The 19,998-nt window shown below is 50.9% G+C and carries 17 protein-coding genes; 4 read left to right on the top strand and 13 right to left on the bottom strand.

Features of this window, described 5'->3' with window-relative positions; genetic code table 11:
• Positions 1-68: 68 nt before the first annotated feature.
• The 3 genes from LRP54_RS04460 to LRP54_RS04450 all read left to right on the top strand — a co-directional run bounded on the left by LRP54_RS04460 (position 69) and on the right by LRP54_RS04450 (position 1,256).
• Positions 69-527, top strand: a complete 459-nt coding sequence (locus LRP54_RS04460; RefSeq protein ID WP_231235152.1) for a phage holin family protein — start codon at positions 69-71, stop codon at positions 525-527.
• Complete coding sequence (locus tag LRP54_RS04455; RefSeq protein ID WP_231203954.1) at positions 524-856, top strand: DUF3618 domain-containing protein; 333 nt, start codon at positions 524-526, stop codon at positions 854-856. Before LRP54_RS04460 ends, LRP54_RS04455 begins: the two co-directional genes overlap by 4 nt.
• A gap of 157 nt (positions 857-1,013) precedes the next feature.
• On the top strand, positions 1,014-1,256 hold the full coding sequence (locus LRP54_RS04450; protein ID WP_231204564.1) for a DUF3073 domain-containing protein: 243 nt from the start codon (positions 1,014-1,016) through the stop codon (positions 1,254-1,256).
• A gap of 212 nt (positions 1,257-1,468) precedes the next feature.
• Here the strand turns inward: LRP54_RS04450 and LRP54_RS04445 are convergent, their stop codons facing one another.
• From LRP54_RS04445 to LRP54_RS04395, 11 genes are all read right to left on the bottom strand, one after another.
• Complete coding sequence (locus tag LRP54_RS04445; RefSeq protein WP_231235151.1) at positions 1,469-2,446, bottom strand: nucleoside hydrolase; 978 nt, start codon at positions 2,444-2,446, stop codon at positions 1,469-1,471.
• Positions 2,430-3,521, bottom strand: coding sequence for a LacI family DNA-binding transcriptional regulator (locus tag LRP54_RS04440; RefSeq protein WP_231235150.1), 1,092 nt, complete (start codon positions 3,519-3,521; stop codon positions 2,430-2,432). Before LRP54_RS04440 ends, LRP54_RS04445 begins: the two co-directional genes overlap by 17 nt.
• 64 nt (positions 3,522-3,585) lie before the next feature.
• A complete protein-coding gene (locus LRP54_RS04435; protein ID WP_231235149.1) occupies positions 3,586-4,974 on the bottom strand; it encodes an MFS transporter in 1,389 nt (462 codons plus the stop codon).
• Positions 4,975-5,219: 245 nt separating this feature from the next.
• Positions 5,220-6,350 (bottom strand): phosphoribosylformylglycinamidine cyclo-ligase, encoded by a 1,131-nt coding sequence (gene purM, locus LRP54_RS04430; protein WP_231235148.1) that lies wholly within the window; start codon positions 6,348-6,350, stop codon positions 5,220-5,222.
• A gap of 156 nt (positions 6,351-6,506) precedes the next feature.
• On the bottom strand, positions 6,507-8,111 hold the full coding sequence (purF, locus tag LRP54_RS04425) for an amidophosphoribosyltransferase (RefSeq protein ID WP_231235232.1): 1,605 nt from the start codon (positions 8,109-8,111) through the stop codon (positions 6,507-6,509).
• A gap of 269 nt (positions 8,112-8,380) precedes the next feature.
• Positions 8,381-8,869, bottom strand: coding sequence for a cation:proton antiporter (locus tag LRP54_RS04420; RefSeq protein ID WP_231235147.1), 489 nt, complete (start codon positions 8,867-8,869; stop codon positions 8,381-8,383).
• The gene (locus tag LRP54_RS04415) at positions 8,866-9,330 is read right to left on the bottom strand and encodes a monovalent cation/H+ antiporter complex subunit F (protein ID WP_231235146.1); all 465 of its coding nucleotides are present in this window, start codon (positions 9,328-9,330) and stop codon (positions 8,866-8,868) included. The genes LRP54_RS04420 and LRP54_RS04415 overlap by 4 nt, the downstream gene beginning before the upstream one ends.
• Positions 9,327-9,866, bottom strand: a complete 540-nt coding sequence (locus LRP54_RS04410) for a Na+/H+ antiporter subunit E (RefSeq protein ID WP_231235145.1) — start codon at positions 9,864-9,866, stop codon at positions 9,327-9,329. The genes LRP54_RS04415 and LRP54_RS04410 overlap by 4 nt, the downstream gene beginning before the upstream one ends.
• Positions 9,863-11,767: a Na+/H+ antiporter subunit D gene (locus tag LRP54_RS04405; RefSeq protein ID WP_231235144.1), complete on the bottom strand. Its 1,905-nt coding sequence runs from the start codon at positions 11,765-11,767 to the stop codon at positions 9,863-9,865. Before LRP54_RS04405 ends, LRP54_RS04410 begins: the two co-directional genes overlap by 4 nt.
• On the bottom strand, positions 11,764-12,216 hold the full coding sequence (locus tag LRP54_RS04400; RefSeq protein WP_231203935.1) for a Na(+)/H(+) antiporter subunit C: 453 nt from the start codon (positions 12,214-12,216) through the stop codon (positions 11,764-11,766). Before LRP54_RS04400 ends, LRP54_RS04405 begins: the two co-directional genes overlap by 4 nt.
• Entirely contained in the window at positions 12,213-15,203 is a 2,991-nt protein-coding gene (locus LRP54_RS04395; RefSeq protein ID WP_231235143.1) for a Na+/H+ antiporter subunit A, read from the bottom strand. Before LRP54_RS04395 ends, LRP54_RS04400 begins: the two co-directional genes overlap by 4 nt.
• 386 nt (positions 15,204-15,589) lie before the next feature.
• On the opposite strand from LRP54_RS04395, the gene LRP54_RS04390 reads away from it, so the two are divergent.
• Entirely contained in the window at positions 15,590-18,079 is a 2,490-nt protein-coding gene (locus LRP54_RS04390) for a (Fe-S)-binding protein (RefSeq protein WP_231235142.1), read from the top strand.
• 24 nt (positions 18,080-18,103) lie between these two features.
• Here LRP54_RS04390 and LRP54_RS04385 read toward each other — a convergent pair whose 3' ends face one another.
• The gene (locus tag LRP54_RS04385; protein WP_231235141.1) at positions 18,104-19,396 is read right to left on the bottom strand and encodes a hypothetical protein; all 1,293 of its coding nucleotides are present in this window, start codon (positions 19,394-19,396) and stop codon (positions 18,104-18,106) included.
• Positions 19,393-19,974 carry a dCTP deaminase gene (gene dcd, locus LRP54_RS04380; RefSeq protein WP_231203928.1) on the bottom strand — a complete coding sequence of 194 codons (582 nt, stop codon included), beginning with the start codon at positions 19,972-19,974 and terminating at the stop codon, positions 19,393-19,395. The genes LRP54_RS04385 and dcd overlap by 4 nt, the downstream gene beginning before the upstream one ends.
• Between the last annotated feature and the right edge of the window lie 24 nt (positions 19,975-19,998).

Genomic DNA, 19,998 nt, shown 5'->3' with positions numbered 1-19,998 from the left:
TGGCTCTTTGTGGCTGGGCATGAGAAACTAAAAGTATCCATCTTCCTTATACGAAACGAGCGTAAATCATGTCTACCGGCGTTTTTGATGAGGCACAGCAGCCATCGCCTGCTTTAACAAGTGACGCACCTGAGCAGCCTGAAAGTGTGGGGACTCTTTTTACCTCATTGATTACTCATTTTCGGACTCTTATTGAGGACGAGATACGCCTCGCAAAAATGAAAATCTTTGGCAGCATCCGTAGTTTCGCTGTTGCTGTTGGCCTGCTCGTTGTTGCAGCAGTTTGTGCTCTTTATTTACTGGGATGGCTGCTTCACAGTATTGAATTGGCTTTCGCCTTGGTACTTCCCGCATGGGCGGCTTCGTTGGTTGTATGCGGTGTGCTCCTTCTGCTTGTTGTGATTTTGTTGTGGGTGGCCGTGGCCTTATTTAAGAAAGGGCATGCTTCTAGCACTCAGGCGTCGCAGGATATTCAAGGAAATATTGCCGCTGATATTGATGTTTTGAAGAAAGGAATGGGTAAGTGAGTATTCAAAGCAGTGCTCGTTCAGTTGAACAGATTGAAGCAGATTTAGCTGCTACACGGGCCCAGATGGGTCGCACAATCGACGCTTTAGCTGCGCAACTCAGTCCAGCATATCAAGTGGAACAGCTCACACAAAAAGTTTCTGAGAAGGCTCAAAGCTTCCAAGAAAAGATCCGTGAGCGCTGCGATTGCGTTCGTGAGTCTGTGTGTGAAACGGTGGATGCGGCCCGCGCTGGGGATGAAGAAGCCTTGAAAAAAGTAGGTATTGCCATTGCGGGGACCGTCGTTGTGGTTGCCCTTATTGGTTTACGTATTTCCCACCGGCGCTAACCGTGTATGTGGGATGTGCTTATGAGCACTGTTCCACAGCTCAACACCTACGAATGTGTCTTTGAGTAACAGACCGCTATGATAGGTGCTACGACAGATTTTGATAATTCAGGGAACCGCTGTAGCGGACCCGCACGACATGGAGGGGGTCGACCCCATGGGGCGCGGCCGTCAAAAGGCAAAGCAGACAAAAGTTGCACGCAAACTGAAGTATTTCAGTCCTGATACCGACCTCGAAGCTCTCCAAAGGGAATTGTCTTCTCATGGAGCTTCCACGAAAGAGGATCCGTACGCGCAGTACGCACAGGATGAGGATGACGAGTACGTTGATCCTTATGCTCCTGTGGATGATGAGGATGAAGTAGACGTTTACGACGAACGCTTCTGGACTCAGCCTTAGGTTCCTCTGACTGTATCTTTGCGCAATATCTGGCTGCGGTACATGTAATTTTGATATGCGCCCGTAGATCTTTGGTCGCGGGGCATATTGTTGTGCGCTCCGGCCAGTACTTATGCGGATGGTACGTGTCCACTCGATCGGTGTTGCGTCTAGGTAGCGCGTCATGTCATGCGCTAATTACCACGGTCCTTTTGGGACGGTAGCCTATGTGTTCAACCGAGTACAGTACTTACCCATAGGTCGATGAGGCGTTCGTTGTCTACCGCAGTAATCAGGTCAACCTCTGTAGCGGAATCATTACGCACAAGTTTCCCATCCTCGCGCACTGCCACATATGCGTGTTCACGTTGGACAAGGCTCGGATCAGCAAGCTGTGCCAACACGACAAGATCATGAATCCACATACCGTCCACCGGCCGTGTAGCTTGTGAGTATGAAAGCCATGGTTTAAGCCACCGTGAGATTAGTTCACAGTCGCGGGCGCGATCTTTTGTAACTTCAGTGCAAATTTGCTCCCAGCGGCGCAACGATAATTCGGTGGTGCGTGTAACATCCAGTGGCACAATTGTCAGCGGCACACCCGATTCCAACACCATACGCGCAGAAATCGGATCGACAGCAAAATTAGTATCAACAAGCTGTCCCATCCCTAAACATCCACCCATAAGCGCTATACGTTCGATGCCGTCACACACATGTGGATATTCCGTGATGAGGCGGGCAATATTTGTGAGTGGCCCTAAACATGCAAGAGTTACTCCCGCAGGAAACGTCATGAGGTTATCGGCTAGCTGGGCAACAGCATTACCTGTGGACGTATTTTTCGTATCAGGTAAGGAGGACAGGTGTTGTTCTCCCCATCCGTCACGATGAGGGGCCAGTGTCGCGCCCCAGAGGGAGTAGACCTCGTAAGCCATGCTGGGTGCGTCAAGTTTTTCACGCCACGCGGCCCCGCCAGGGCTCAGTGGCTGAGGGGATCCTGTGATGATACGGGTATGTGGGGCATCAAGATCATTCAGGAGCTGCTGCGCTGCACGTGAGCCTTCGGCTGCTGAGGTATTACCGAAAACTGTCCAAATCGCTTTCAGGTGGAAAGCCTGAGAACGTAAAGCAAAAGCAAGGGCGAGGGCATCATCCACATTTGCGCCGGGGATTCCGTTGCCTGGATCGCAGTCAATCACGATATTCATTAGTGTCCTCATATTTTTCGTTACATCCACAGCTTGCGCGGCCAATCAGATGAGCATGAGCTACAACAGGTGCAACGGTACGTGATTCCTCATTTTCGTTGTTTTTTTGCCCGGTGTTCTCTGTGTTGTTTCCTCCAAGAAGCGCTTCAACAACATCATGAGCTAAGTCCTGCGCTGAAAGGTGGATTGCGCTGAGGGAGGGCACAGTAAATTCTGCCCCATCGGTACCATTGAGGGCGATAATCGCAATATCATCAGGAATGGATATTCCGGTGCCTGCTAGTGCGGCGAGTAAGCCGATTGCTTGCATTTCATTGCCGACAACTACGCCATCTGGCTTAAATTCACTCAAGGTGGAAGCCGCAGCAAAACCACCTTCACGGCTAAAAGGCGCAGTGCAATGTCCTGCTGGTTCGAGTCCAGCTTGCCTGAGGGCATCACGCCATCCGCGTGAGCGTTCACGTGAATTGAGGCGAGTGTGTGGGCCACCTAAGTGTGCGATACGTGTACACCCATGAGAAATGAGGTGTTCGGTTGCCATCTGCGCGTGGGCGCGTTCATCGGTCGCAACACAGATGAGGCGCCCTGCTTCAGCATTTTTTTGCTGTATCCGCTGGCTTTCTGTGGCGTTAAGAATGACTGCCGGCACATTCGAGGTGGCGATCACGTCGAGAGGTGGGGGCTGGTCCACTGAATACCAGACGAGTCCATCGACTTGCTGACGCAGCATGGTTTCAACAACAGCGATCTCATGTTCAAGATCATCTTGCGAATCACCGACAAGCAGGCAGTATCCGCGTTCAAAAAATTCTCGTTCAAAGCATTGAGCGAGCTGAGCAAGAAAAGGGTTAGCAAGGTCTGGCACAATCAAACCGAGCGCAGCGCTCTTGCCTGAGACAAGAGCGCGCGCAAGGTTATTGGGTCGATAACCTGTGTGCGCAATCGCAGCGAGGACTCGGTTACGTGTTTCTTCAGAAACTGGCCGTGGCCCGTTGTTGAGTACATAGCTCACCACGGCTGTCGATGTGCCAGCTAGTCGCGCAACTTCCGATTGCGTAGGACGACGGTGAGCCATGTTTTCCTCCTTTCGATTGCGCACTTCAAGGTGTCAGCTATTCACAGAGTGCCTACCGTGTTGTTCAGATAGCGTCTTGAAGCGCAGAAAGATCACGTCCACGAGTCTCCGGAGCGAAGAACGTGGTGATAAGACCAATTCCTGCGGTTACAACAAAGTAGACAGCGAGTGGGATCCATGAGCCTGTTGCTGCTAGCAGAGCAGATGCCACCATCGGTGCTGTTCCACCAGAAAGTATAGAGCCAACTTCTTTAGCTACAGCCATTTTTGAGTAGCGGTGCTGCACACCAAAGAGTTCAACACCGTAGGCCGCTTGAACACCGAAAATACCGAGCGAGGCTAAACACATGCCCACAATGATGACTGATGCCACCACAATTGGATCACGTGATTCGAGGAGCATGAAAGCAGGGAAACCGTAAAGCACAAGGAGCAGGCAGTATGCCCTGTAAAGTGGGCGGCGTCCAAAACGGTCAGAGAGCCAACCTGACAGTGGGATGACAGCGAATCCGAGGATCGACGCAATAAGAACGGCCGTTGTCGGTACAGATTTTTCCATATTAAGGGCTTTTGCTACGTACCCGATAAGGAAGCCTTGGGCCATATATGAGGGACCGTTTTCGCCAATGCGCAGGCCAAGCATGATGAAGAAGGCTTTCCACCCTGACCGCGGGGTTGATGCGGATGAGTTATCCTCGGGCATGTGGGAAGCAGCTTTTGTCGCTTGAGCAATTTTTTCAGCTTTTGCACGCTGGAAGGCTTGGAATACCGGGCTTTCTTTCATTGTGCGGCGCAGGATGAGGGCCAGAACTGCGACAAGGATTGAGCAAAGGAACGGAATTCGCCATCCCCATGCGATCACGTCATCTTTTGGCATGAGGAGGACAAGGAGCCACACGGTTGAGGCCAGTAAAGTCCCTGAGTTTGATCCCACGCCTATAAGGGAGGCCACGAGACCACGATGTTTTGTTGGCGCGCATTCAGCCAGCATGACAGCTCCGCCGGATAGTTCAGCACCTGCACCAAATCCTTGACAAATACGTAAGAATACGAGGAGCAGTGGTGCCCAAAATCCAATCGCTGAGTAGCTGGGGATGAGTCCGATGCCTGTGGTGGCTAATCCCATCAATGAAACGGTGATGATGAGGACAAATTTACGGCCGTAAACGTCACCAACTTTACCTAAGATGATGGCGCCAATAGGTCGAGCGATGAATCCTACGGCCCATGTAGCAAAGGAGGATAGTAAGGCAAGGATGGGTGTTTGCTCGGGGAAGAATACGTCACCAAAGACCAGGCCAGCGGCCAAGCCGTAGAGGGCAAAGTCCACATATTCCATTGTTGTGCCGAGCCAAATTGAGATAATCGTGGACCAGAAGTTTTTCCGGCCCTCATGGGTTTCAAAATGGAGGTCCGCTTCCTGAGGGCGAGCGGAATTATCAGTGTTGTTCATCGTTGAAACACTTCCTATGAAGGGGCATAACAGTATGAATCTATACGCTTAGACTATTGAATGCAAGCACTTTTTTACACAGATCTTCCACCAAGAAGCCCGAAAAATACGCACACAGGCAAGCTGGGACAATCGACCCACACTTCACTTCATACGCCTCAGCACGCTACATGTACACGCCAGTATTGCGCAGCAGCGATTCGAGCAAAAATTACGAAAATATCCCTCACATACGATAGGGAAAATCAGCCCACACGGTACTGACCACGCATAGCGACCGCGCCCGCCGTCACACCTTTCGCTCCGCGCACCACACGCGCAGAACTCAACCCTTCATACCCCGACTCAGCATAAACGGAACCCAAAACCCACGTGTGAATACCATGCGCCGCACATATCCGCGCCACATCATCAACGGCCACAGGCGACACAACAGCAACCATACCGACACCCAGATTCAACGAATCCTCCAAAGCATCCCATGTCACCGCGCCACCGCGCCGCACCCAATCAAAAACAGGAGGAACCAGCCAAGTATGACGATTTACCTCACCAATCATCCCTGCTGGTAAAACACGCGACACATTCGCTGCAAGGCCCCCACCTGTCACATGCGAAAGAGCATGAAGGCCACTTTCACTCACTCCAACAGCCTCTATCGCTTCCAAGCAGGGAACAGCATACAAACGTGTCGGCTCAAGCAGTTCCTCACCTAAAGTACGACCAAAATCAGGCACATCCGACTCCAAAGACATACCCACACGCTGCAGCACGGCGCGAACCAAAGAATAGCCATTGGAATGTAAGCCAGACGAAGCCATCCCCAGCAGCACATCACCAGGACGCACCCTATGTGCGCCTAAAATGTTTTCCGCATCCACAACACCTGTGGCCGCACCCGCAATATCGTAATCATCCTCAGCCATCACGCCCGGATGCTCAGCAGTTTCCCCACCAACCAAAGGACATTTCACAACCTCGCAAGCCTGAGCAATACCTCGCACAATATCTGCAATTCGTTCAGGAATAACTTTGCCGCAGGCAATATAGTCCGTCATCAATACGGGACGCGCGCCCACCACCGTAATGTCATCAACAACCATGCCAACGAGGTCTTGGCCAATAGTATCGTGAATATCTAAAGCACGAGCCAACGCAATCTTCGTACCCACTCCATCGGTTGAAGTCGCTAAAAGTGGTTTCGACATCCCTAAAAACGCAGAAGCGTCCACCATGCCAGCAAACCCGCCCGTGGCGCCCACAACCGTTGCATCATGAGTACGAGCCACCGCTGCTTTCATGAGATCAACCGCACGATCACCGGCAGCGGTATCAACACCTGCGCAAGCGTAGTCAAGAGGAGCAGAATCAGTCATAAGTTCTCCCGTTATACGTTAAGTGGCATTGATGCCGACACCGTGTGTTTATTGTGGACAGTATTTATTGTGGACACAAATATTCGATTATTCGCTGCGCATATTGCGCACATACAGCCATGACGCAACATACTAGCCGCTGGCTCTCCACCCCAGTTACGTGTGCGCACCTGGTGTTCCTGGAATAGGTGTTCCCTCAGGGACTTCTTCAGGATAATCACCCGTAAAGCAACCCAAGCACAATGATGTCCCCTGAGCGGTCGCCTCAACCATTCCTTCCATTGACAAATACGCCAAAGAATCCGCACCAATAGAACGCCGCACGCCTTCAACATCCAACGAAGACGCAATGAGCTCTGCACGTGTCGGGAAGTCAATCCCGAAAAAACACGGCCATTTCACCGGTGGAGACGAAATACGCACATGCACTTCAGCAGCCCCCGCCTCACGAAGCATACTCACCAAAGCACGCTGAGTATTCCCACGCACAATAGAATCATCAATAACGACCAGACGTTTACCTTCAATTACTTCACGTAAAGGATTCAATTTCAAACGGATACCCAATTGCCGCAAAGACTGTGTCGGCTGAATGAAAGTACGTCCCACGTACGCATTTTTCACCAAACCTTGAGCGAAAGGAATACCGGCTTCTTGCGCGTAACCAATTGCAGCGGGAGTCCCTGATTCAGGGGTAGGAATCACCAAATCCGCTTCCACTGGGTTTTCTTGCGCAAGCAAAGCCCCCATACGGCGACGCGCCGCAACAATTTGCCGATCCCCAATCAACGTATCAGGCCGAGCTAAATACACGTACTCGAATACGCATGTACGCGGCTGAGAAGCGGCAAAACGACGTGAATGCACACCCGAATCATTAATGAAAATTAATTCCCCCGGCTCAATTTCTCGCACAAAAGTGGCACCGCATAAATCCAAAGCAGCCGTTTCAGAGGCCAGCACCCAGCCCATACTTAAACGCCCTAAAACAAGGGGCCGGTACCCATGCGGATCGCGCGCCGCATACAAGGTATTTTCGTCCATAAATACCAGTGAGAAAGCGCCTTTCAGGAGGGGCAGCACTTTCAAAGCAGCAGGAACAAGCTGAGGTTCACCCTGAGAGCAACCATCCGTTTCAGCGCAGCAGAGCATCTGAGAATCAGTCACAGAAGAATCACACATAGTGTGAGCTTTTGTGCTCACATGAGGGAAAGGACCCTCAGTCGCGCAGGCTGTACTGTCAGCAGCAGAAGCAGCCCACGGAAGGCGATCAGCCACCCCTAAAAGAGCAGTCACCACAGACGTATCTGTGGTGGCTCCTCGTTCAATGTCTTCCCCGTCCTCCGTAACAGAATATGCAAGGTCACGCAGCTGCCTCGTATTTGTGAGGTTTCCGTTATGGCACAGTGCAAGAGTACCTGTGGGAGTGGGACCTAAAGTAGGTTGCGCATTACGCCATGTATCGGCCCCTGTTGTTGCGTAACGAACATGACCAAGAGCAATATGGCCTTTCAGTCCTTGGAGGGTTTCCTCAGAAAAAACTTGATGCACAAGCCCTTGATCTTTGTACACAAGGATCGATTGCGAATCGCTGGTTGCAATACCTGCTGATTGTTGCCCTCGGTGTTGCAGTGCGTATAACGCAAAGTAAGCCAAACGAGAAACATCTTCATTTGGCGCCCATACGCCGAAAACACCGCAGTGATCGTGAGGGCGATCATCCTCAAAAGGGTCACACTGTGGTGATATGTGGTCCGTCATATCCGGAAAGGAAGCACGCACAAGTGTCACCCTTTCACACTCGGAACCCTTTGCGCTACTGAGTCCATTCACCGATTGAACTATGAGACACCTATACTCATCAGTCTATGCAAACACCATGACAGTGCTGGCCGCTGTTCCCTCACAACAATCCCAATAAATACAGCCTAATGCGCCCCTATGCGGGGTACTCGCATATACATAAGCTCCATGTGATGCGGAGGTTTTTTACAGGAAATTGTTCAAAATACGGACAATGAGGAGTTCGCTTATCCGCGCGCAGTTTCATTCCCATCAGCGGCTTCGTGTAAACGATGTGTCCGATCAAAAGCACGTGCCACCAAATGGGACCCCACAGGAACAGTAATCGCCTGCATAAAAATCACCACCGTACACATCACTAACCAGTACAGTGACCACGTTTCCACCACTATTCCCGTACACAGGAACAACAAGCCTAAAAACTGGGGTTTAGCAGCCACATGCATACGCTCATATGAATCTTTCCTGATCGCCACACCAATAGCTGCAATCAAAGTGAGCAGGGCACCGCATAAAACAAAGATTGCGCCCGCCCATTGACTTATCAAAGACCACGGGATGTGATTTAGTGCGGATAGCACCTGCACGTGAAGCACAGGTGGAGCCGCAGTGACCGCTACGCCTAAGACACTCTGGCCGTCATGCGGGAAAAATAGTCCACTCATTGAAAAAGCCGTAGCCACCTCGTCAGCAGTGAAAAGTATCCATAGGCTCATACGTGAGGCTCCCGCTCTGCCGCGTGAAAATCTTGCCTGCCAGCACTCATCGTGTCCTCATTATCAGCCTCAGCATCGGCTTCAAAATCATCATCAATATCGTCGTATTCTTCTAACTCGTCTGCCAGCGCTTCTTCGTCGCGTTGCCGCATTTGTTCTCGCGCTTCTTCTCTGGTCAAAATACGACGCTCCCCCACTACTTCACGTGTAACAAATCGTGCCGCAATGACCGCACTAATAAAACCTGTCACCGCTAAAAGGAGGAGCAGCAAAGAAATATCGTTACGTGACCACGACAGGGCAAGTATTGCCGAAAAAGCCAGAGCCGTAGCCGTAAGCATGTCGGTGGCAACAATCCTGTCAAGAAGCGTTGGCCCTGATTTCATTCGCGTCAGCGTTAAAAGGAAAGCAAGACCCACACAGAGCAAAGACAGGGTGTGTATAACATCAATCCCACTCATACTGCCCCTTCCCCCAGTGAGGATTTTCCTGAGCCGCGCCCAGAACCTACAGCTTTCATCAATCGGTGCTCAAGGGCGCGTACTTCGCACCGAATATGTTCAGCACCACCCTGCCCTGCGATATCAAGGATGTGCAGATCTAAAGCCGGTTCTCCACTATCAACTTTCACAACCAATGAACCCGGGATTAATGAAGTAAGGGCACCTACAAGGGTTAAATGAACAGGATCACCTGATCGCATGGGAACATGTACGACTCCGTTTTCTACACGCCTCCCACTCAGAACAATCAACGAGACTTGCCAGCTGGCCGCCACCAAGTCCACCAGAAAATGCCACCCAAGTGAAACACATGCAAGGGGACGAAAACGCCAGCGAATACCTGAATGAGGTAAGGGCAATAGCACCTGCACAGCGAGCGCCACGACGATGCCTGACACAACAATGACGGGAGTCAATGTCCGGAATACTAAAAGCCACACAAAAAGCAGCCATAATGTCATTGGCAGTGAGGCGCGTTGATAGTACTTTTTCATGGCTTTTCCTCACCTGATTGAACGGGTGAGTGCTCACTGTCAGAAACACCATTACCCATATCTGATTGAGGGTATGTCATTTCGGACTGTGACCCACTATCACCGGATTGGAGTGTGTGAGGTGTTTTTTTCTGTGTGTGCTCTACGCCAGACTGCGTGGAATCTTCATGCAAAGGAGGCGCTTTCGGATTCGGTGTTATCAGAACTGGTACACGAGGTGAAGATTCATCGACAGATGCACCCTGACCTCGCCCGTCGATGTCAAGAACTGCCTGCGTGTATGCGCGGCCGCCGAGTTGGTCACGCGCCGCTGATGCCATGTATTCCCACAGTGGCCCTGAAAAGCCTGCCATGAAGATTTGTATGCACACCAGAGCGAAAACAACCACGTACATGGTGCGCGTTGCTTTCTTTTTCCCTGTTTCTTTATGGGTCCTAGATTGGTCTGCTGCTGTTTCTGCTTTTTGGAATGCGGGAACAAGAATCTGACGGGCACGTTCAAATTGGCGTTCGACACGATTATGGAAAGATTTTCGCGCACCTGCCCGAAGGAGCGGTGGCCCCATGAACATACGTTGTTCGTCCGCTGCCTGCCAGAATGCAAGCGCCCACCATTTAATAAAGACATACAGGGTCAGGAAGGAGGTCACTAAACCGCCAGCTAAAAGTAGCCATGCTGATGTTGTTCCAAGTTCCGCTGAAGCACGTGCCAGCCCGAGTTTCCCAATAAAACCTGTGAAAGGTGGGATACCTACTAAATTGATACCCGAAATAAAGAACATCACCGCAAGTAGTGGTGCTCTGCGGGCCAGCGAATGCATACGCGACAAAGAAGTCGTGCCGTATCGTCTTTCAATGAGTGCTGCGATGAGGAATAGAGTCGTTTGCACCAAAATATGATGTGCCGCATAGTAAATCGTTGCGGCAATACCTATCGGTGAAGCAACCGCAAGGCCCCACAGCATGTACCCGATATGCGATACCAGCACAAATGACAGTAAACGTTTCACATCATCTTGTGCGACTGCGCCGAAAATGCCGACAATCATCGTGGCGATACCGATAAACGTCAGTAGTGGCGAAAGGCTATCGTCAGGAAATAGGAGGATTTCTAAACGAATGAGGGCGTACACACCAATTTTCGTCATTAAACCGGCGAAGATTGCAGTGACTGGACCTGGTGCTGTCGGATATGAGTCTGGAAGCCATGCGTGGAGCGGGAAAATTGCGGCTTTAATACCGAAAGCCACAAAAAGAACAAGGTGGATTATTAAGGCCACGTTCGGGTCAATTTGTGACAGTCGGTAGGCTAATTGCGCGATATTTACTGTTCCTGTCGCAGCGTAGGTGAGGGCTATTCCTCCAAGGAATAGTGCTGACGATAGCAGGGACACTACAACATAGACGGTTCCCGCGCGTACTCTGCCACGAGTTGCCCCAAGTGTGATGAGAACAAATGAAGATGCCAGGAGGATTTCAAAGCCGACAAAAAGGTTGAAAAGATCTCCTGTGATAAAAGCATTCGCAACACCGGCAGACAAAATCAAAAAAGTGGGGAAATAGATTGCGACAGGCGATTGAGGGTCATCGTCAACAATAGATTGTGATGTGGAATAGATAAGAACTGCTATTGTCACGATTTGGCTGACCAGCAGCATAGTTCCTGAAAGCCGATCAACTATCAGAGTAATTCCAATAGGAGCTGCCCACGAGCCGACGTCTAATACTTGTGGACCAATATGGGCGGCGACAGCCAGAATCGCTGACACGCCTGTGGTGATACTTAAAGCACCGACTGCGAGGGTGCGTTGCACTCGTGGTTTACGGTAAAAAACGAGGGTGAGTCCAGCAAAAAGTAAAGGTAAAAGAACAGGGACAGGAAGAAGCCACGTCAATGTCATGAGCCGTCCCTTTCTTTTTCTTCATCGTAGTTCACATCCGCGTCTTCATTTCCTGTGGCTGCTTCCTCACTGATACGTCCGCGTTCTATTTCGAGTCGGCGTGCGACCAAGCGATCTTCCACGTCATCAACGACTTCGTCATGTCCCGTGAGTCGCCATGAACGGTATGCCAAAGCAAGACCGAAAGCGGTTGTCCCTAATGACAGAACAATCGATGTCAGCATCATGGCTTGAGGAAGCGGATCTGACATTGATGCTACGTCCTCTTGTCCGATGAGGGGTGGCCGGCCTGCTGCCCCTCCAGAAGCCAACAAAAGCACGTTGATACCATGAGTCATCAGGCCAAGCCCAATAAAAATACGAGAAAGTGAGCGTTCAAGTATCAGGTACACACCGCTTCCAACGAGCACTCCGGCTAGCACGAGAAGCGCAACTGAAGGCACGTTCATTGTGTGGCCTCCATTTCAGCGTGACGGTCAATTTCGCTGCCTAGTGTTGAAACGAGGTCAAGAACCACACCAAGAACAAGGACATACACGCCAATATCAAGAAGCATTGCTGTGGTGAAATGGATACTCCCAAGGACACCAAGATCCCAGTCAATTGCCGTGGATTGGAGGACAGAGTTTCCTGTTATAAGTGGCAGTAGGGCACCTAATCCTGCCAGGAAAAGGCCCATTCCGAGTATTCGACCAGGGCTAATAGGCATAGCGGCAGCTAACTCGTAGCGCCCTGCGGCCAGATAGCGCAGGAGGAAAGCGATACCGGCAACTACACCTCCAACGAAACCGCCACCTGGATTGTTGTGTCCAATGAGAAGTAACCATATGGACAAAACAAGGAGGGTCGGGAAAAGAATATGCGTGACAACTTCCATAACTGTGGACCGTTCACGGGCAGTAGTCAAAGTAACGGCCGGTAAGAAACGATTATTGTACGGCAGGCTCAGATCCGTAATGCTTTGAGGCGTACGGCCTCGTGAACGCACGTGAATCAGTGAAGCAACGCCTGTGGCGATAACGAGGAGCACAGAAAGCTCCCCCACCGTATCCCATGCGCGTATATCCACCAAGATCACATTGACAATATTTTTCCCATAACCAAAGTCAAGGGCTTCTGTTGGCATGAGGGTGGATACTGTTTCATGTATCCGTGCCGACGACGCATAAAGACCGGCAAAAACCACTCCTGCACCTGAAAGGAAAGCCAAAAGGAGGCGCCACCATCGTGTGCTGTGCGGTCGATCGGAAAAATACGTTGGGAGCCTGCGAAGCACAAGGATAAAAACAACGATTCCGACAGCTTCCACCACAATTTGTGTGACAGCTAAATCCGGTGCCCCTTGACTGGCCCACAGGACAGCAATTCCTAGCCCTACTGCTCCCAGAAGGAGTGCGGCACGCATACGGCCACGTGAACGGACCGTGAGGATTGCAGCCGCAGAAATACACAGCACAAGGATGATTTGAGCAGATGAATCAGCCCAGTTCACAAGGAGTCGTCGCGGAGGATGAGCAATCATTGCTGATCCGACGCACACAATCAAGGTGGTGACGATGGTGGATAATTCCCACGGTAATGAGCCTCGCTGTAGCAGTCGCGTAATACGGGCTGCAATGATTTCGAGTTCGTGGATGCTCCACGCATACATGTCAACGATAGCTATTGGGAAGGCCCAGCGTGATTGAAGGTTTTCCACATGAGTTGCTGCGTAGGCCATGAGGATACTTATGCTCAAAATAGCTGCTGTGACAAGGGCTGGGACCCATCCTGACCACCATGCGAGGTGCGCGTGTCCTGGTAGGTATCCGGCGGCGTAGCTCGAAAAAATATTTTCCAGCGTGTGCGGAAAGAATCCCAGCAAAGCACCCAGAGAAAGGAAAACGATAACTAGGGTCATCATCCACGGGGTCTGCGTGCATTTGTGGGCGTGTATGTCAGTGTGTGTCTGTGATGTATCAGAAGCATTTTCTTGCACATGTGACGCGGGGGTGGGTGCAGTGGTTTGTGCAGGTACTGGCCCGTTGGATTGCGTAGGTGTCACAGCAGGTGCCCTCTGTTCTTTTTCTAAAGCCTCAGGGGTCACGGCTTGTCGCGTCCCAAAAGCCCCCCACCATGCGCGCCATGCATAAGCGCCGGTCAGAATTGATCCGAGTGCGATACATACAAGTAAAAGAGCATCCGCTGTATGCGAGGAGGATTGCCCAAGCCACGTCGAGTGGGAGCCATGCCATAGCGTTGAAATTATTGCTTCTTTTCCGAGGTATCCGGTCGTAATCGGAACACCAGACATTGAAGCAAGGGCCAGTGCGGATGCTGCTGCGAGGAAGGGTTTACGTCGGCCAAGTCCGCTCAGCCGCCGCCAGTCGCGCCGACCGGTGGCTTGTTCCACAGCTCCCACGGTAAGAAATAGTGAGGACTTAAAAAAAGCATGTGATACCAGCATTGTCAGCCCTGCCGCCATTGCGCCGGCACTTCCTTGAGCAATCGTCGCCATCATGAGGCCAAGCTGTGACACGGTTCCGTAGGCAAGGAGCAGTTTCAGATCGTACTGACGGAGGGCACGTAAAGCACCTACACACATCGTGAGCACGCCAAGTATCACCAGTGTCAATGAAAAACCTGGGATATGAACGAAACCTGGGGTGAGCCTGGCCACCAGGTACACACCGGCTTTCACCATTGCGGCTGCGTGAAGATACGCAGAAACCGGTGTCGGCGCAGTCATAGCGCCAGGCAACCAGAAATGGAATGGGATCTGAGCTGATTTTGATAAAGCTCCAGCAAGTACAAGGAATACCGCCACAATAACTACGGGCGAGGAGGTATCTAGTGTTCCTTGCGCTGCGTTGGCGACAAGTTCACTGATGATATAAGAACCACCATCAACAGACCCTAAAATAACAAGGCCAGCAAACATCGCTAAAGCGCCTGATGAGGTCACAAGTAAAGCCTGACGAGCAGCCATTCGTGCCAAACGACGATCATAGTAGTGGCCGATCAGCAGGAAAGATAAAAGGGAAGTTGCTTCCCACAGTGTGTACAACACGATGGTGTGATCTGCTAAAACAAGTCCATACATCACGCCAGCAAAAGCGACAAATACTGCGCCAAAACGTCGTAAACCAACAGATTTATCTGTGAAATATGCGGATGCGTACAGTAAAACAAGTGCGCCAACGCCTCCGATAATGAATGTCATTACCCACGCTAAGACATCCATACGTAAGTCAAAACTTAACCCCAAGGCAGGAACCCAAGGGATACTCTGTCGTACCACTGTCCCGCTCAGTATCGTCGGCGCGTACCACACGGATAAAGCAACTGACAGCCCCGGAACCAGTGCAAGGAAGGCAAGGCCTTTGCGACCCCACAAACGAATACACGGAAAAGCGCAAATCGCGGCACACATATGCGCGACGATCACGGCAAACATTCAAGCTCCACGTCTGTTTATAGGGGATCTACAGGATTTTTTAGAATAATGGAAAGCCTGAAGGCGTGCCGCGCGAATCTTAGTATTTTCCGCATAATGACAATGAAGTGAGCAATCCCTCGTCACAGTATTGTCTGCATATTTTCTTGAGAGAAATTTTTTCTTCACTCAAAGGAACGCGGCACTGTGCCTTATGCGGAACCTAGTACGTCATATGGTTAGCATTCGTTTTCATTTTGCACGTCGCATCATGGCTTTTCATATCCCCATGTACGCACCTTAACCCTGTGCGAAGTAAGCTGATCGTGCAACAATAAAGGGCTTTAGGTGAAAACCTGGATTCCTTTTCACTTGTCCCACCGCTTAACTCATCAAGGAGCCTCCGCATGGCGACACCGATTTTGTCCGTCGTGAGCTGGGTATTTGCACTATTTGCCTCCCTTTTCGCACTCATGGCGTTCAGTCGTGGGCTTATGCATCTGTGGCGGCAGTTTTCCAGCGGTGGCCCAGAACCTGAACGCACAACACCGGTTTTTCAGCGCCTCGGCACTTTAATGTGGACTATCCTCAGTCACCGTGAATTCCGCGGCCGACCGTGGGTGAAAGTTGCTCACTGGCTTGTGATGTTCTCGTTTCCTTTGCTTTTCCTCACGTTAATTTCCGCCTATGTTCACCTACGTGACCAACTGTGGGCTTTGCCTTTTATTGGCCATTTTGCGCCTTGGGAATGGGTTGTGGAATTTTTTGCGTGGGCTGGCCTCATTGGAATTATTGTGCTCATGCGGAGGCGGCGGCAAGAAGGCTCAGGCTCAATTGCAGAAGCCGCTATGTCAGGGCCACAGCCATCACATGAGGACTCGTCTGACCTCCTTCTTCGCCGCAGAGGGCACAGTGCGTATTTGGCTTCACGTTTTCTTGGCTCAACGCGCTGGCAAGCACTTTTTGTGGAATGGGTTATCCTGATCGTCTGCGCGTGTATTGTGCTTTTACGCATAATGGAATACGCGCTACTGGTAACAGTGGATACTGGTATTTCCGCTGCTGTTTGGTGGCATTATCCACTCACTTCGTGGGCAGGGATGATTCTGGGACCCAGTGGTTTTGGCCTGTCCGTCACCGTTTTAGCAAATTGCATCGTCCTAGTCGCTTTGCTCAAAATCTTGACCTCAATGCTGTGGATGATGGTTGTTGGTGTGCAGACTTCTATGGGTGTGGCATGGCACCGTTTCCTTGCTATAGCGAATATTTACGCTCGTCGTAATCCGGATGGGTCACAATCTTTAGGGCCTGCCGCCCCTATGCTTATCAATGGCTCACCTGTCACCAGTCCTGATGATTGTGATGACCTGCCTGATGATGCTGTTTTAGGTACGGGCACGGTTGAGGACCTGTCATGGAAAGATCGTTTAGATTTTTACACCTGTACTGAGTGCGGACGCTGCCAAGAGTTATGCCCCGCTTGGAATACTGCGAAACCTTTATCGCCTAAACTTTTTGTCTTATCTATGCGCGATCATATTCATTCGGTGTCGCGTATGGAATTATCTGAGCAGGAAATCCCTGAGGCGGATACTGACATTCAGGCTTTACGTAATGGCGATCAGTCCTATGAGCACTCCGTTGAGCACTCCGTCAGGCTTTTAGAAAAGGGGCTGGAACCTACTCCTCATTCTTTAGATCTTTTAGATGTGTTGGCAGCTTCAGGCGCTACTGGACCGCTTGGAGTAGCAGATGTACAGGCTCCTTTAGTTCCCAATGTCATTTCTGAGGAAGCCCTGTGGGATTGCACAATGTGTGGGGCTTGCGTGGAGCAATGCCCTGTCGATATTGAGCATATTGACCACATTATCGACCTGCGTCGCCATCAGGTCCTCATGGAAGCTGCTTTCCCTAAGGAACTGGGACGTGCTTTCCGTGGGATGGAATCAAAAGCGAATCCTTACAATCAGCCTGCCCGTAAACGTATGGAATGGGCAAAAAATCTTGATTTTGAGGTTCCTGTCATCGGTATTGATGTGGAGAGCGCTGAAGATGTGGATTGGGTTTTCTGGGTGGGCTGTGCCGGTGCTTTTGATGATCGAGGGCGCGCAACTTCCGCAGCAATTGCGGAGCTTTTACATGTCGCAGGCGTATCTTTTGCCGTATTAGGACAGGCAGAATCCTGTACAGGCGATCCTGCGCGACGAGCAGGAAATGAGCCATTGTTCCAGATGCTTGCTGCGGCTGCTATTGAAACTCTTCACGATGCTCGTGTGACAAAAATTGTCGTGTCCTGCGCGCATTGTTTTAACACGATTGCTGGTGAATTTCCGCAGCTTGGTGGACGTTTTGAGGTTGTACACCATACGCAGTTATTGAATCGTTTGGTTCGTGAAGGGCTTTTAGTGCCTGTGGCTCCTACGTCAGATGAAGATGCTTCTTCTGAGCCTGTGCGGGTCACTTATCATGATCCGTGTTTCTTGGGTCGTCATAATCAGGTATATGAGGCTCCTCGTGAGCTGGTTTCTTCTTTGCCTGGCGTTGATATGGTTGAAATGCCACGTAATCGTGACCGTGCCATGTGTTGTGGAGCTGGTGGCGCTCATGCGTGGTTTGAGGAAAGTCGTGGAACGCGTATCGCTGACGCACGTATTGTTGAGGCGCAGGAAACAGGCGCAGACATTGTGGCAACGGCTTGTCCGTTCTGTTCACAAATGTTGGGATCTGCGACAGGGGCTTCTGTTGCCGACATTATTCCGCCTGCTATTCGTGCCGATATGGATGGCTCTGCAATGGAGCACATCCGTGTTGGAGGGCAAGAACGTGGGAAAACACCAGAGGTGCGTGATGTTGCGATTATGCTGCGTGACGCGGTTCGACGCGGTTTTACGCAATAGGTGGCAGAGCAGTTACCAGCTTATTTATTGGGTAGGTCCACCTGCCGTGTCATCATCAGGAGCATTTTCAATTGCCACAATAAAACCATCCTCATCGAGGATCGTTCCACCGACCATGAGGTTCAGCAGTGCTGCTGCCTTTTCAATATCTGCCGCTGAACGTTTCCGCTCAAAACGCGCTGTTCTGCTTAAAGTTTGCTCCCCTGCAGCAGTAGCGTACATGCTGCGTGTTTTTTCATCGGGAATCCAGCGGATACGGTATTCGACGACAGGCCCATCTGCCCACCTTTCCCAACGCAACGCCTGAGGAACCGTATGAGTGGGACGTACTTCAATCATTGCATGCGACATATTGCCAACAGGAATCATCACCGCATACGCATCCAATGTGGGGGGTCCGGCTGCAGCTTGACGGATATCTGCTTCTATTTTTGCTCGTATTTCAGGTTTCAACGGGTACGCCGTGGTCATCATATTTTTCAGGCGTTGACTTTCTGAAGAAAGTGACGACGCCCGCTGAGCAATATTCACTGTGCGCGCATCATGCGCCTGCGGAAATTGAGAGCGCAATGCCTCAATACTTTCTTGCGGGTTCAACCATCGTGGCGCATACAAGGCTAGTGTGACAGCACTATCAGGGTCAGGAGTAAAAAGCGCCCCAGAACCAGCGATACGCACAGTTCCTGCAAGTCGTCTGGCTACATTCATCAGTGTACGTAAAACCTTTGCTTCCACACCTTGAGGAAGCCCGTTCGGGAATGCCTGAGCCCACATATCAGGCGTATTGTCAATATTTTTTAGAGCCGGTCCTCGCGTAGGAGGACAAACTAATAACCATATTTTTGTCTGCTCATCAGGAATACAGAATTTTTCACGCAGATCTTCCGGTAAATTCCACGGCCCTTCCATACGCACCCCTGCGGTGATATGCAGTATTCCAGGGGAGGCCCATCCTGCACCTTCCCACAGTGACACGATAAGGGCTTCAATTTCGTTATCGTCAATGTCGTCATTCACCGCTAAAAAATGATGACCTGTTGCCGTGTAATGGTCGATATCGCGTATAGGTCGGGTGCGTGTGGCGTACTGGGGAATAGGAATAATGTGTGACTGGGTGAAGGTCCCTGTTTCATCTACACGGAAAGCATGGTTGTTTTCGCTAGCTTTCCCAAGGAAAGCAACACTGGTGTCTGTCAGATGCGTGTGCGTATTTTCTGTTGGCGCGAGTGAAGTAACGGGAAGCTGAGCTAATCCTTCAAATACGGATCGCCTGCGAGGTACAGGGCCTAAAGATTGGGGCTTTTCATCCTCAGTCATCGGTCAATATGTGTCCGCATGAATCGTTCATGTGAGCGCGACGGGGTAGGTCCTCGTTGGCCTTGATAGTGTGATCCTGCTTCGGTTGAACCGTAAGGATGCTGTGCTGGCGAGGAAAGATCAAAGAAACACAGTTGCCCTATTTTCATGCCCGGATACAGCAAAATAGGCATGGTCGCGGTATTCGACAGTTCAAGGGTAACGTGTCCAGAAAAACCTGGGTCAATAAAACCGGCTGTTGAGTGTGTCAGTAAGCCAAGGCGACCTAAGGAAGATTTTCCTTCCAATCGTGCAGCTATGTTATCGGCAAGTGTGACACGTTCGTATGTTGCGCCGAGGACAAATTCACCGGGGTGAAGTACGAAAGGTTCTTCTGGCCCTACTTCCACGCGGTGTGTAAGGTCGGGTTGTTCAGCTGCGGGGTCAATGACCGAGTATTTATGGTTATCAAAGAGGCAAAAGAAACGGTCCAAACGCACGTCAATGCTGGCTGGTTGCACTAAGGACCGGTCGAGCGGATCCAATATGATTCGCCCAGCATCAAGGCTCGCATGTATGTCACGATCACTAAGCAGCATGGGCTGATTCTCTCATAAAGACAA

The sequence above is a fragment of the Schaalia sp. lx-100 genome (assembly GCF_021083625.1).
In the GTDB taxonomy this organism is placed as follows: domain Bacteria; phylum Actinomycetota; class Actinomycetes; order Actinomycetales; family Actinomycetaceae; genus Pauljensenia.
This window is presented reverse-complemented; position numbering and strand designations above follow the sequence as displayed.